The following is a 13,624-nucleotide window of genomic DNA, read 5'->3' as shown; positions in this document are numbered from 1 at the left end:
CCTTAGCTGGGAAGTTCTTTGTTGTTGGAGTCGTCTAACATTTGTAGCCTGCGATTAACTTCATCGTCTAAGGTCATATTTTCTAATTCGGCCTGAAGTCTTTCTTGGGGGTTATCAGATATTTCTGCTAAAGCTTGCTGTTCGAGGTTGCGGCCGTGGACGGCGTTTTTGGCTTGCTCAAATTGCGATCGAGCTGAATCGATACTGAGGTCGTTGTTGACTTTGGATATGGCTCCGAGGGCTTCGTTAATCTCGGCCATATCTTTCATATTTTGCATATCGGTTTTGTAGGCTTCCAGTTTCATCCGTTCTCGATTTAGCTTGTCTTTGGAAGCGTTGACGTACTGTTCGGCTTGTTTTACTTGGGCTTCTAACTGTGGCAGGATTTGTTCTGTCTGAATTACTTTCGACATTGCCAAGCGGGCTGCTTCTTCGTTGCCGTTGCGCTGGGCTGTGATGGCTTGGCGCTCTACGGTTTGCATTTCCCTAACTTTTTCTTCATATTTCGTTTTAGCGCGCTGGTAGGCTGCAACTTGGGTGGAGACTGCTGCTGCTAGCTTTTGCACTGATTCTTGCATCGATCGCAGTGACTCTTCGGCTACCGCCACCGCCACCTGGCCGCCGGATTCTACGGGCAGTCCCCACATCCAGTTCCACGCACCTACGATGGTTCTGCCTGCCTTGTCGCCCATCAACCAGTAAAGGACTTTTTTCATATAAATACCCGATCAGCTTGGTTTTTACGCCTAGTCTACATCAGGATTTGTCGATCGCCCCGTCAGGTCGATCGATTTCTAGATTTTTGATTAATATTTTCTAACTGTCTGGATCGTCTATCCCCAATTTGCAAAACAGGCAATATTCGGATTTGCCTGTTTTGCGATTCGTTATTTGGGCAATCTTCGGATCGATTAACTCTCAATTTTATAACCTGCCGTTTAATAACAGGCTAAAAATAGATTAAGCGGGCAAATCTGCAAAACTGCTAACATTTACCAATGCTAAATCGGGACAAGTCCGTTTGATCAAACCTGTGAGAACTTTGCCGGGGCCAATTTCCACTACTCGATCGATTCCTTGTTGCGGCAGTTGCAGCGAAATTTCTCGCCAGCGCACGCCTTTGGTCATCTGCTGAGTCAACCGCTGCTTTAAAGTGGCTGCGCTGGTAGTGGCTGAGGGTTCTGCGTTCGAGAGCACCAGCATTTTAGCATCGGAAAATCTTGCCGACTTTAAGGCTAGTTGAAATTCTGCCGCCACTGATGCCATCAGGGGAGAGTGAAACGCACCGGAAACATTCAATTTAACGGCGCGTTTGACTTTGATTTTGGCAAGCAAATCTTCTACTGCTGCGGGCGTTCCAGAAATCACGACTTGTGCTTCGCTGTTGTCGTTTGCCAGCACTACGTCTCGGCTGTATTGAATTTGCAATTCTAGTTCCTGCCTGTCGAACCCAATCAAAGCCACCATTTGCCCGCCGGAGGCGGTGTCCATGAGTTCAGCGCGGCGTTTGACTAAGCGCAATCCGGTTTCAAAGTCAAAGACGCCTGCTGCGTAGAGGGCAACATATTCTCCTAAACTGTGACCGGCAACTACCGCTGGTCGATCGCTTTTTTCTCGCACTAAGTCGGCCAAAATACTTTCTACTACGAACAAGCAAGGCTGAGTGTAGAGAGTCCGAGATAGTTTTGCTTCTTCTTTTTGGCAAACTTCCGGGACAGACCAGCCTAAAATTTCTTTAGCGAGCTCAAATTTGGCTTTGGCTGTTGGCAAGTTTAATAAGTCTGCACCCATCCCGATCGCCTGGGAACCTTGTCCGGGAAATACCCATGCTGTTTTAGTCATTTTTCCGGTAATCTGCTAATTGGTGGTTGCTAATTGGTGATTGCAAAAATTCTTTCTTTCCCGCTTCTAAGTTCGCTCGCTGGTATCCGCTATCTTTCGGTTAACGAACTCTCTACTCGCGACTCATAATTATAACATCTAACTGCGATTTTTACCAGGTTTATTTTTTTTTGCTACTTTAATTGGATTAATAGGCGTAGCACAATTTTCAACCTTCAAACCGGGGAAAGTCGATCGAAGAATAGAGGATGTTCCATTTCAGCACGCCCTTGTCAATAACTGCTGTCCGGCTGGTGCACTGCTGCGAACCTTGCCCTATGTATGGCGTGTTAAAGGATTTGTATTTTACTCGATCGAACTCCCGACAATAACCGGAGCAAGTTTACAGCCGGCCGCCAAATCTTACCTTCCCCATTGAAAAATCGCAGCCCCCCAAGTCAAACCTGCACCGAAACCAGCAGCAGCAATAGTATCGCCCGCTTTAACTTTACCCAGACGCACGGCTTCGTCTAAGGCAAGGGGAATTGAAGCCGCTGAGGTATTGCCGTAATTCGCCAAATTGCTAATTACTTTTTCGGGGGGAATTTTTAGCCTTTGGGCAACTGCATCAAGAATCCGCTGATTGGCTTGGTGCAACAACAGCCAGTCAATTTCAGCAGCGCTAATATTTGCCCGAAACATAGCTTTTTCTATGACTTCCGGCACTTTTCTCACGGCAAAGCGATAGATTTCTTGACCATTCATTGTGATGGGATGAAATCCACCCACTGCGACGCTTACGCCCTCAATTAATTCTTTTGACTCGGCTTTGTAAGCCAAATTGAGAGACGAATTTTGTGTGCCGTCGCTGCGAATTTCAAATCCCAAAAAGCGATCGACTTCTGAAGCTTGTAATACCACCGCACCTGCACCGTCTCCAAATAGAATGCAAGTACCCCGATCCGACCAATTCACCCAGCGAGACAAAATATCCGCTCCGATCAGCAAAACATTTTGATACACCCCTGTCCGAATGAACTGTGAGGCTGTAACTAAACCAAAAACAAAGCCCGAACAAGCTGCTGTCAAATCAAAAGCCACAGCTTTTGTCGCGCCCAACTGATATTGAATTTTACTGGCAGTGCCAAACAAATCGTCAGGACTGGAAGTCGCCAAAATAATCAAATCGATATCTGTCGGCGAAATTTCTGCCATGGCGATCGCCTTTTGAGATGCCTCTGTGGCTAAATCGCACAAAGAAGTGCGATCGTCCGCCAGCCTGCGCGCTCGAATGCCCGTCCGCGCGCCAATCCACTCGTCAGAAGTTTCTACTATCTGACTCAAACCGTTATTATCCAGCGAAACCTGCGGTGTACAAGAACCGCTACCTGTGACGGCAATGCCGAACCCTGATTGCTGCAACATTCCTCTCCATTTACTCGCTGTTCGATCGAGAAATTAAAAATTAAAAACTATCAATTAAAATTATTTTTTAAACTGCTGAAATTACTTTTTTTTAAGCAAAACAGTGGGTTTAAGCTGACATTTTTAATTTTACATTTTTAATTTTTAATTCCTACTTACTGCCTCTAATTCACAGCTTCTTGTTCCAGAGCGCTTTGGTGATTGGACGATCGAATCCGCTCCAGCACTTGGTTGTCAATAGCCTCCTTCGCCAAACGAATGGCATTAAAAATCGAGCCAGCTTGAGACGAACCGTGGCTGATAATGCAAACTCCAGCAACGCCTAATAGCAAACCGCCGCCGTGTTCAACGTGGTCTACCCGCTGCTTAAATCCTTGCAAGCTTTTTTGCAGCAGAGGATCGTTAATTTGATGTTGGAGTCCTTTGACTAATTCTTCCTTCAGCACTTGCACGACGACTTCGCCCACCGCTTCGGCAAACTTCAACAACACGTTGCCGACAAACCCGTCGCAGACAATCACGTCGAATTTCCCCGACAGCACGTCGCGGCCTTCGGCATTGCCCACAAAAGGAATGTTCGGGTTGTCCACCAATAACTGGTGAGTTCGCACTGCGGCGTCGTTGCCTTTAGAAGGTTCTTCGCCAATGTTGAGCAGGCCGATTTTAGGTTCGGCGACGCCGAGAACGCACTGGCTGTAAATAGTTCCCATAAGAGCGAACTGCTCCAAAAATTTGGGGCGGCAGTCCACATTAGCGCCAACATCGAGAATGAGTACAGAGCTGCCCGGTATCATTGTCGGCAAAACCGCACCGATCGCAGGGCGATCGATGCCGGGGAGCCGGCCCAACCTGAGCAGGGCAGCAGCCATTGCCGCGCCGGAGTGACCGGCGGACACCACAGCATCAGCTTGCTGCTGCTTTACCAAGTTCATCGCTACGTTAATCGAAGCGTTGGGCTTGCGTTTGAGGGCACTCAAAGGTTCTTCGTGCATTTCCACCGTTCCTTCAGAAGGAACGATTTCTAGCTGACCTGTACAGACGCGGCCGATCGCGTCTTGTTGCCGGAGCGAGTCTTCTATTTGCTGCGGGTCGCCCACCAGCAAAATCTCTACGCCTAATTCTTCTTGTGCCTTAAGCGCTCCAGCTACAACTTCGGCGGGGGCATGATCCCCACCCATAGCGTCTATCGCAATTCTTGCGCGTGTCGATCCCATTGACCAATGTTTGAGAAACACTAAAAATTCTACCAGGAAGTCAGGAGCGTGAATCCACAAGTCTGAATAAAGAACTAAAATCCGCTCGCTAGGGCGATCGGACAATTCTTATTTCCGACTACTCTGATAGAACTTGTTTTGTCACTACTTTACTATTTTTGACGGCATATTGAAAAAATCAATGAAATAGTTTACATGACCGCAAGCACTTTAGTCCGGGAACGCCGGATTCATCCGTGGAGCGAAAAAAAAGCTCCCCATCCTCATCACTTGCCCCCGGATTTATCAGTGGGAGCGCTTTCTTCAATCTGAAATCTCAAATCTAAAATCTAATATCTAAAATCGATTGACTTTAGGAGTAAAAAATGCTGGATTTATTTAGCTCAGGGATGATGTCTCTGTGGCTGGACATGGCTGGGGTAGGCAGTGCCGCACCTAATGCTGCGTCAGTGCTGGCTTGGCGGGGAGGGATGCCCGGGTTAGTGGTGACCGAAGATTTGGCTTTTGGGGGAATAAATGCGGCAAATCCCGACTTGCCTGCAGAAGCGACGGTGCGGGAATATTTAAAAGAGTTGAAAGACAAAAACCTGATTGATGGAAATCAGGGAATTTGGGTGCAAGCGGGAATGGTGCCACTGGTAAGTCAGCAGGGGAAGACGCTGATGCCTGGGGCTTCGCTGACTAAGATTGCAACTTCTCTGGCGTCGCTGGAGACTTGGGGCCCGGATTATCAGTTTGAAACGCGGTTCCGGGGAACTGGGCCGATTAGGAATGGGGTGTTGCAGGGAGATTTGGTGGTCAGCGGCGGGGGCGATCCGCTGTTTGTGTGGGAGGAGGCGATCGCCGTGGGCAATGCTCTCAATCAAATGGGTATCAATCGTGTGGCGGGGAATTTGGTGGTGACAGGCAATTTCCGCATGAATTATCAGTCCGATCCTTTGGTGGCGGGGGAGATACTGCGGCAAGCTCTTGAGGGTAGCAATTGGCCTGCGGACGTGGTGGCAATGTATTCTAAGATGGCTCCAGGAACTAGAAAGCCGCAAGTAACGGTGGCCGGCAACGTCATTGCTGAGAAATTTCTGACTTCGGGGCGTTTGCTGCTGAAGCGCAGATCGCTCCCTTTAGCCGAAATTCTCAAGCAGATGAACGTCCACAGTGATAATGAAATAGCTCAGATGCTGGCCGACGATTTGGGCGGGGCAAAAATAGTGCAGCAGCAAGCGACTTGGGCTGCGGGGGTGCCGGAGGAGGAACTTCAATTAGTTAACGGTTCGGGATTGGGAGTGGAAAATCGGATGTCTCCGAGGGCGGCTTGTGGGATGATGCAGGCGATCGCCCGCAACCTTCAGACGACTGGGCTGACGATTGCTGACTTGTTTCCGGTGTCCGGGCGCGATAAAGGAACTTTGGAATACCGACACATTCCGCGATCGGCTGTGGTGAAAACTGGTACTTTGGACACGGTGATTGCTTTGGCTGGAGCTATACCCACGCGCGATCGGGGTTTAGTGTGGTTTGCAATTATTAATCGCGGCACCGATTGGGACTCTTTGAGAGAGCAGCAAGATATATTTTTGCAAAAATTGGTGCAGCAGTGGGGAACTGCATCGATTTTGCCAGTAGCAATTACACCGCACATTGACGGCGCCAGACCTGCCTTGGGGGCAGCAAATCGTAGCGATATTTTGGTCGGAGGTTAAGAAATAGGGGTTGAGTTGGGGTTCGGGGAAGGAGCACTGACAAAATAGCTTAGAATTGGAACAAGACTATTGTGCAAGAAGATGATCAAACTGCGATTGAAGAGATACGGGAAAAAACGCGAGACCAGCTACCGGATTGTAGCGATGAACAGTTCTACTCGCCGCGACGGCCGTCCCCTAGAAGAGCTCGGCTATTACAACCCCAGAAATAACGAAACCAGGCTGGATGTTCCAGCGATTGTCAAGCGCCTGCAAGACGGCGCTCAGCCAACTGACACTGTGCGTGACATCCTGAGAAAAGCCCATGTATTTGAACAAGTCGGAGCCGGAGCCAACGTTGAATCCAGCACAGCAACAGTCAGCTAGTCCCAACTATGCTGGACTGGTTAAGTTTTTAATTGGGCCTTTTTTAGAGACCCCAGGCTCTTTGCGGGTTGATTGCGAACTGCACCCGCGCCAATCGCGGGTCTGGGTTAGGCTTGCTTTTGAAGATCCGGACAAAGGCCGGGTTTACGGTAGGGGCGGACGTAATATTCAGGCAATTAGAACTACGCTCGAAGCGGTGGCGCAGACGGCGGGTCAGTCCCTCTACTTAGATATATACGATGGTGAAGCAGGCGATCGTGGATCTGGCCCGCCCAGGGGCGATCGCGATCGCCCGGATCGCGACCGCCCAGATCGCGACCGCCCAGATCGTGGCTCGCGGGAGCCGCGAGGCGACTTCCGACCCCGGACGCCACCTCCGTCGCCGAGTCCCTTAGCTAGCAGAACTCCGAGAGAACAACCTCGCCGTACTAACACACCTACGTTTAGAACGAGCCGAAATACTCCCGGTTATTAACTAACTGCAGAGCCAAGAAAGAATTTTAGATTTTAGATTGCCTGTTGTAGACTTTGTATTACAAGCCCCGTTTGGTTTGAAATTGCCGGTTTTGCGATCGGAAACAAATGTAAAATTTTAAATTTCAAATGTCAGCGGCATCAGGTTAATCTAAAATCTAAAATTTCCCATCTAAAATCTAAAATTGCCTGACTTAATAGAAGGGAGATTTGATTTGTGCCTCAAGCACCAAACTCATTTGGGAGCTAAATCTAAAAGACGCCTTAGATACTAGGTAAAACCTAGTAACTGGCGTCTTTTTGTTCGCAAATAGTGACGACAGGTTGAACGTTTAGTTGTTAACTTTTAATTGCTTATTTGGAGGAGCTTATGTTGGCATGAATGAAAAACTAATAATAGAGTTACCGAGCACCCAAAGCGCAATGTCGCTGGCCGGTAATCAAGAAGAAAACCTGAAAATGATCTCTAAGCAAACCGGTGCTAACGTGGTAATGCGAGGGCAAGAACTGCTGATTTCTGGCACAAAAAGTCAAGTAGAATTGTGTCATAAATTAGTGCGATCGCTCTCCGACTATTGGAAATCCGGCAAAAATATTACCGGAGTTGAAATCCAGACGGCGCGCCAAGCTTTGGATACCAACCGCCAAGGCGATTTACAAGACTTGCAGCGAGACGTTCTCGCCAGAACCCGCCGCGGCGAAGAAATTAGAGCCAAAACCTTCAAGCAGCGGCAATACGTCCAAGCAGTACGCACCCACGACCTGACATTTTGCATTGGCCCTGCTGGTACTGGCAAAACATTTCTAGCAGCTATTTTCGCCGTGCAAGCGCTGTTGAGCAAGCAGTATGAACGGCTGATTTTAACCAGGCCAGCCGTGGAAGCTGGCGAAAAATTAGGGTTTTTGCCGGGAGATTTGCAGCAAAAAGTCGATCCATATTTGCGCCCGCTTTACGACGCCCTGCAAGAAATGATCGACCCTGAAAAAATGGCCGATTTAATGGAAAGAGGCTTGATCGAAGTAGCTCCTTTAGCTTATATGCGGGGGCGCACTCTCAGCAATGCTTTCGTAATTTTGGACGAAGCTCAAAATACGACGCCGGCTCAGATGAAAATGGTGTTGACTCGTCTGGGCTTTCGATCGAGAATGGTAGTAACGGGGGATATCACTCAAACAGATTTGCCGCCAAACCAACAGTCGGGATTGTCAGTCGCCCAAAATATTCTACGCAACGTTGAGGGCATTGCTTTCTGCGAATTCTCTCAGGCGGATGTGGTGCGACATCCTCTAGTGCAGCGGATTGTCGCTGCTTACGAACTCCACGAAAGATAGTCAGTAGTCATTAGTTGTTGGTTGTTAGTTATTGTTGTTTTTAATTACTAATAATCAATGCCCAATGCCCCATGCCCAATTCCCCATGCCCAATTCCCAATTCCCCAATTAAATTATGCCTAATCTGAAAGAATTCTTGGAAGCTTGCGAACAATTGGGCACGCTGCGTTTAATCGTGACTAGCAGCGCGGCTGTGCTGGAAGTGCGCGGTTCAATTCACAAGCTGTTTTATGCGGAGTTGCCGAAGGGAAAGTATGCCAATATGCACGCCGAAATATTTGAGTTCCACTTGAATATGGACAAAATAAAACAGGTGAAGTTTGAAACGGGTGAGGCGAAAAGAGGAAATTTCACTACTTATGCAATCCGTTTTCTGGACGAACAAAATGAGGCTGCTTTGAGCGCGTTTTTGCAGTGGGGAAAGCCGGGGGAATACGAACCAGGACAGGTGGAAAATTGGCACGAGTTGAAGGAAAAATACGGGGAGGTTTGGGAACCTGCACCTGTTGAGGCTCTTTAAAAGATAGGTTTTTCCACCTTTAAATTGCATATTGGGGGCGGGCAGGATGCCCAACCCCTACTCCCCACAAGCAGAACATTTATTTTTGTGCAACAGGCATCTTGCCTGTTTATGAAAATGGTATAAAATATGATGTTTAACTGATTTGGTGTCTGATTTTTGAATTAATGAACCGCAGAGGGCGCAGAGAAGAGATAAATAAGAGAAAGAGAGACAGAAAATTAGTTGTTTGAATGTAATTGGGTATGAAGGTAATTTGGAGTTTTTGTCTGGTTTTGGCGGTACTGCTGTGGGGTGGCGTTGCGAGGGCGGGGGTTTTGGGCGATCGCATATCAAGTTTTCCCAATTGGGAAAGCAAGCCTCCTATCGCTGTAGCTAAGGGAGATTTGGTATATCCCGACTGGATGGCGGGGAATTGGAATGTTGCTAGCACTTTGGTAGATTTAGCCGCTCCTTTAGCGCCAAATATTGTCACGCCAGGGTTTGAAAGCAACCGCCAGTATTTGCAGCAGCCGGTATTATTTAAAGTGCGATTTCAACCGGAAAAAAATATTGGGTTAATTTCTAATTATACATTTAAAAAGGCTCAAAAAATTGTAGCCGATCGCACTTTTAACGGTTTGAATATTGCCACGGCTTATTTAGGCGATGATGGCGTAGTTTCGGTGAAAGTCGATCCGACCAATCCCAACCGCCAAATTACTGTTTTGAAAGGGGAACGCCAATTAATTTCGATTGTTACCAGTCGCGACACTGAGACGCCGAATCCTCGCGAGTTTGTGTCTACAGAGATTTCTCAGCAGATTTTTCGGGGAGAGTCTGATATTTATTTAAACGAGGTGGAAACTACAACGGCTTATCAAGTGGTTGGATGTGGAGAAAATGGCGATTCTGCGAGTAAAAGAATTGAGGCGGATCAGGTGACAGCGATTTATTTGTCGCCGCAAGACCCGGATTATTTTGCGGCTGGGGGGCATCCTGTGGCTTTGTATCGATATCGGTTGGAGTTGGTGCGGGCATAATTAAGCTGTCATCTCGATCGACCTAGCAACTTCAACTTCAACCAATCGATTATCGACTCTCAAGGTCGTGCGATCAATACTTGGGCTGATGTGATTAACCGCACTAACTTGGGTATGTAAGTGATGCACGAGCGCAATGCTCACAACTTCCCGCTTGATTTGGCTGCTGGTGAAACAACTCCCGTAGTAATGGTTGCTCCTTCTATCAATGGCTAAGTTTTAGCTTTTGATTGACAAAGAGCGCTCCTAGAAATAAAGGCGCTTTTTTTTGGGGAAAAATATTTTTGGTAACAATCAGACTCGGCGGTTGAAACCGCTACTACACAAGCGAAGTCCGCCTTCGCGGGCTAAAGAATAGAATATTACAGCCGGATTTAGTATGACGATAGACTGTAAGTTTTTGAAGTCGTATATTATGGAAGAGCGATCGTAAAAGGTAAGTCAGATGGTTGTCGCAATTTCTAAAGCAGGATTGGGTACAGGTGCGGCTTTCCTGTCAAACGTGACATGGGAGACTCTGGAAAAATTGGATGCTGATTTGGCGGACACTGGGGCGCGTTTAACTTATTTGGATGGGTGTTTAGAAATTATGGCTCCTTTATCTGAAGAACATGAAGAACCTAAAAAAACTTTAGGTCAACTTTTAGAAAGTTATATGCGGACGAAAGACATTCGTTTTTATGCGCGTGGTAGTACAACCATCGGGATAAAGGAATTGGGCGCACGGAAGGAACCAGATGAGTCTTATTGTTTGGGTACGCGCAAGTCAGTTCCAGATTTGGCGATCGAAATAACAGTGACGAGTGGTGGAATTGATACGCTGGAAATCTATCGTCGGGTGGGTGTGCAGGAGGTTTGGTTTTGGGAGGATGGGGTAATTTCGGTTCATTGTTTGCGCTCTACGGGATATGAGTTGGTCAGTAAGAGCGAATTGTTGCCGGAGTTGGATTTGCGATCGATCGAGTTTTATTCGCGGATGGCCGACCAATATGATGCGGTGAATTCTTTTATGCGATCGTTGTAGAATAGAAAAGAGTAATTCTTTGGTTTAATTGCGTTGCGATCGGGTGAAATTACCCATAGCTTATACAATATTTAACTTGCACTGAATGTATGCTTTGAATACGGGATTGAGAAAAAACATCGATCGCGCTCCTACTAACATTTTTTCCACTAAGCTGCGTCTGGCTAAAGATTGTATGGTTTGCCAAAATTCTGATTGGGATAATTCACTATCAGCAGGTTGTCGCGAAATATCTACAGCTTCATTTTGACTGGCTAACCAGTATAACGCCTTTTTTTCTGAGTCTGATAAACGCTCTAGATGAGATTCTAAAAGGGGTTCTAAGTCACCTAAAAATAAATCTGCTGTTCCATCTGCTAAAAATAGGGAAACGCTACCGTTAAATAATTCCAAAATTGTAGCAGCGATGATATTTAGCCAGGAAGGATGTCCTTGATAAAGGTCGATCAAGTCTGACCATTTTTCCTCATCTGCTAATTCTTTTTCTCTGAGAATTTCTGCAGCTTGTTCTCCTAAACCTTTGAGGTTTAAGGTTTGCGTCGAGAGGTTTACTGCTTCTAAAGCAGTAATTTCTCTGGGTTTTTCCCAACTGAGGATAATTAAACAACTCTGATGAGAGGATGTGGCAATTTGTTTGAAAAATTTGCCATAGTCTTCATAGCCTGCTAAATATTGACCTGCTAATTGACTGCTTTTAAAAATATTTTCTACGTCATCAAGGATTACTAAACAGCGAGAAGATCGAAAATAATCGATGATTGTGGGTAATGGGGGTTGTGGCGATCGCCCAAAAAATTGCTTGAGTTCGGTTTGGACGGTTGAAAGTGTGGGTGTATCAGCGAGACTTAACCAAATAATATAATCAAATTCGCTTTGAGTTTGTTCGATGAGTTTGAGGGCGAGATCGCTTTTGCCAATTCCGCTTAAGCCGTAGATGGTAATCAAGCGCGTGTGGGCTTGTAATATCCATTGTTTGAGGGTGGAGAGTTCTGAGGTGCGATCGTAAAAGTAACGGAGTTCGGGTGCGTCTGTTAAATCGATTATGGGCGATCGGGCTTGATTTTGGGGAGATTCAGGGGGAAAGGGCGATCGCTGCTTGGCCTCTTCTGCATCTTGCCGTTTTTCTCCACAGATATTGATATTAGTTCTATTAATTTTACTATTAATACCAATTTAATATGAAGCTGCATAGAATAGGGCTTCAAGAATAAAATTGTAAGATGACAACGAACAGATTTCCTCAGGAGTGATTTTTTCAAGAACTTGTTGCAAGCGCTCTCGTAGTTGCCCAAGTGTTGTAAAAACCTCTCCAAGAAGTTGCTGTTTGATATATTCCCAGACCCGTTCAATTGGATTAAGTTCTGGACTATGTGAGGGCTGACAGACTGGAATTAAATTTTCGGGCCATGATAGTTCATTAGTGATATGAGCACTCGCTCGATCCATTTGAATCAGGGCAATATCTTCACCCAATTGTAGAGAAAGAGCGTCAATAAATTGCTGGAAATCTTCTCCATTAAGATGGGCATATTCTTGGCAAAAATGCCAGCCACTCAATGGTTCGACTACCCCATACAACCAAAAATTTTCACGCTTCCACAGTATGGGAGCAACTGGTTTTACCCCCCTGGCTGTAATTAATTTTCCTGTCAATGTTTTTAATCCCAACCGGGTTTCATCTTCACACAAATATCGTAGTCGTTTACCCTTACCAAAGATTTTTTGAAACGTCAAGACTGCTGGGACGATGTTTTTTTAAAAAGTTCCACTGCTTTTATGTCCTGTAAAGCACTTTGCGGACGTGGCACTTTCAGTTTTGCTTGGAGGCGATAATGCACCCAAGCATAAACTGTTGCATAAGTCAGTTCTAGACTATACTCTTTTTTGAGCCATTCCACAATTTCTCCGTAGCTTTTGAAGGCGGCTCCTTTTTCTAAACGTTCTTTGAGCCCGGCTAATGCCTCCAGAGTCATGTGTGGTACTTGTCCGGGGGCTTTTTTCACCAACAATAATTCCGATAATCCACCCCGCCGATACTTTTGTAACCAGCGGGTTATCGTAGATTTGTCTCTACCCAAACGATGCGCTAATTCTTGATGCTCCTGTACTTGCCCTGTTTTTAACCACCATAATACTTGTATTCGTTCTCTTTGGCTGGCAGTACGAGTATTTTTTAGTTGTTTTTCTAAAAACTCTGCATTTTCTTCAATTGTAATTTTTAAACTACGACTCATAAACGCACCATAAAAGCTATCTCTCTATTATATGCAACTTCACATAAAATTGGTATAACAATCTGTGAAGAGTTACCAAAATTGTAAATACTAGATACTGCTTTGCTTTCTAAAATAGAGCGAACATTAGATTGTTTAATATCTTCTCCCAATATGTCAGAGAGCATTTTCCATAATTTCCTAGAAACTTGTTTAATATGATCTTCACTACGATTGCACTTTTTAGCTATCTTATGATATTTCCCCCCATCCCAAACTTCTTTTAAGATAGAGCTTTGTAATGAATCAATATGTTTTCCCGTCTTCACAAATACTTGCTCGTCAGTCCATTGTAAAACCTCTTGGATGTCCATACCTAAAAGGGGGTTGAGTTTTGGTCATCACACTATATCACACTTTATAACACCTGGAAAACTAAATATAGTAATTTCAAATAAATGTGAGACAAATGCAAGATGATGTAAAATTAAGAAAAATTGTTAACTCGGAGCC

The 13,624-nt window shown here is 45.9% G+C and carries 15 protein-coding genes and 1 pseudogene; 8 read left to right on the top strand and 8 right to left on the bottom strand.

Annotated features, from left to right (window positions below; genetic code table 11):
* Positions 1 to 2: 2 nt before the first annotated feature.
* The 4 genes from QUA07_RS23845 to plsX form a co-directional block, all read right to left on the bottom strand.
* Positions 3 to 716: a PspA/IM30 family protein gene (locus tag QUA07_RS23845; protein WP_333330002.1), complete on the bottom strand. Its 714-nt coding sequence runs from the start codon at positions 714 to 716 to the stop codon at positions 3 to 5.
* A 244-nt stretch (positions 717 to 960) separates the two neighbouring features.
* A complete protein-coding gene (gene fabD / locus QUA07_RS23840) occupies positions 961 to 1,842 on the bottom strand; it encodes an ACP S-malonyltransferase (protein ID WP_015175203.1) in 882 nt (293 codons plus the stop codon).
* A 402-nt stretch (positions 1,843 to 2,244) separates the two neighbouring features.
* Positions 2,245 to 3,246, bottom strand: coding sequence for a beta-ketoacyl-ACP synthase III (locus QUA07_RS23835; RefSeq protein WP_333329999.1), 1,002 nt, complete (start codon positions 3,244 to 3,246; stop codon positions 2,245 to 2,247).
* Positions 3,247 to 3,410: 164 nt separating this feature from the next.
* A complete protein-coding gene (plsX, locus tag QUA07_RS23830) occupies positions 3,411 to 4,460 on the bottom strand; it encodes a phosphate acyltransferase PlsX (protein ID WP_333330064.1) in 1,050 nt (349 codons plus the stop codon).
* 365 nt (positions 4,461 to 4,825) lie between these two features.
* Here plsX and QUA07_RS23825 point away from each other — a divergent pair, with 365 nt between their 5' ends.
* From QUA07_RS23825 to QUA07_RS23790, 8 genes and pseudogenes are all read left to right on the top strand, one after another.
* Positions 4,826 to 6,160, top strand: coding sequence for a D-alanyl-D-alanine carboxypeptidase (locus QUA07_RS23825; RefSeq protein WP_333329996.1), 1,335 nt, complete (start codon positions 4,826 to 4,828; stop codon positions 6,158 to 6,160).
* Positions 6,161 to 6,241: 81 nt separating this feature from the next.
* Positions 6,242 to 6,526, top strand: a complete 285-nt coding sequence (gene rpsP, locus QUA07_RS23820) for a 30S ribosomal protein S16 (protein ID WP_333085027.1) — start codon at positions 6,242 to 6,244, stop codon at positions 6,524 to 6,526.
* Entirely contained in the window at positions 6,465 to 7,001 is a 537-nt protein-coding gene (locus QUA07_RS23815; protein WP_333069122.1) for a KH domain-containing protein, read from the top strand. The genes rpsP and QUA07_RS23815 overlap by 62 nt, the downstream gene beginning before the upstream one ends.
* 377 nt (positions 7,002 to 7,378) lie before the next feature.
* Positions 7,379 to 8,332, top strand: a complete 954-nt coding sequence (locus tag QUA07_RS23810; RefSeq protein ID WP_333329992.1) for a PhoH family protein — start codon at positions 7,379 to 7,381, stop codon at positions 8,330 to 8,332.
* 115 nt (positions 8,333 to 8,447) lie between these two features.
* Positions 8,448 to 8,852, top strand: coding sequence for a ChuX/HutX family heme-like substrate-binding protein (locus QUA07_RS23805; RefSeq protein WP_333057403.1), 405 nt, complete (start codon positions 8,448 to 8,450; stop codon positions 8,850 to 8,852).
* A 245-nt stretch (positions 8,853 to 9,097) separates the two neighbouring features.
* On the top strand, positions 9,098 to 9,874 hold the full coding sequence (locus tag QUA07_RS23800; protein WP_333329989.1) for a DUF6816 family protein: 777 nt from the start codon (positions 9,098 to 9,100) through the stop codon (positions 9,872 to 9,874).
* A gap of 24 nt (positions 9,875 to 9,898) precedes the next feature.
* Positions 9,899 to 10,090 (top strand): annotated as a pseudogene (locus QUA07_RS23795) (photosystem II q(b) protein); the annotation flags it as partial.
* A gap of 229 nt (positions 10,091 to 10,319) precedes the next feature.
* Positions 10,320 to 10,898, top strand: a complete 579-nt coding sequence (locus tag QUA07_RS23790; RefSeq protein WP_333329986.1) for a Uma2 family endonuclease — start codon at positions 10,320 to 10,322, stop codon at positions 10,896 to 10,898.
* A 60-nt stretch (positions 10,899 to 10,958) separates the two neighbouring features.
* Here the strand turns inward: QUA07_RS23790 and QUA07_RS23785 are convergent, their stop codons facing one another.
* The 4 genes from QUA07_RS23785 to QUA07_RS23770 form a co-directional block, all read right to left on the bottom strand.
* Positions 10,959 to 11,939, bottom strand: a complete 981-nt coding sequence (locus QUA07_RS23785; RefSeq protein ID WP_333330061.1) for an NB-ARC domain-containing protein — start codon at positions 11,937 to 11,939, stop codon at positions 10,959 to 10,961.
* A 132-nt stretch (positions 11,940 to 12,071) separates the two neighbouring features.
* A complete protein-coding gene (locus tag QUA07_RS23780; protein WP_333329983.1) occupies positions 12,072 to 12,632 on the bottom strand; it encodes an IS630 family transposase in 561 nt (186 codons plus the stop codon).
* Positions 12,629 to 13,132: a helix-turn-helix domain-containing protein gene (locus QUA07_RS23775; RefSeq protein ID WP_333329981.1), complete on the bottom strand. Its 504-nt coding sequence runs from the start codon at positions 13,130 to 13,132 to the stop codon at positions 12,629 to 12,631. Before QUA07_RS23775 ends, QUA07_RS23780 begins: the two co-directional genes overlap by 4 nt.
* A complete protein-coding gene (locus tag QUA07_RS23770) occupies positions 13,129 to 13,485 on the bottom strand; it encodes a hypothetical protein (protein ID WP_333329978.1) in 357 nt (118 codons plus the stop codon). The genes QUA07_RS23775 and QUA07_RS23770 overlap by 4 nt, the downstream gene beginning before the upstream one ends.
* Between the last annotated feature and the right edge of the window lie 139 nt (positions 13,486 to 13,624).

The sequence above is a fragment of the Microcoleus sp. T3_A4 genome (assembly GCF_036700465.1).
Lineage (GTDB): Bacteria > Cyanobacteriota > Cyanobacteriia > Cyanobacteriales > Microcoleaceae > Microcoleus.
This window is presented reverse-complemented; position numbering and strand designations above follow the sequence as displayed.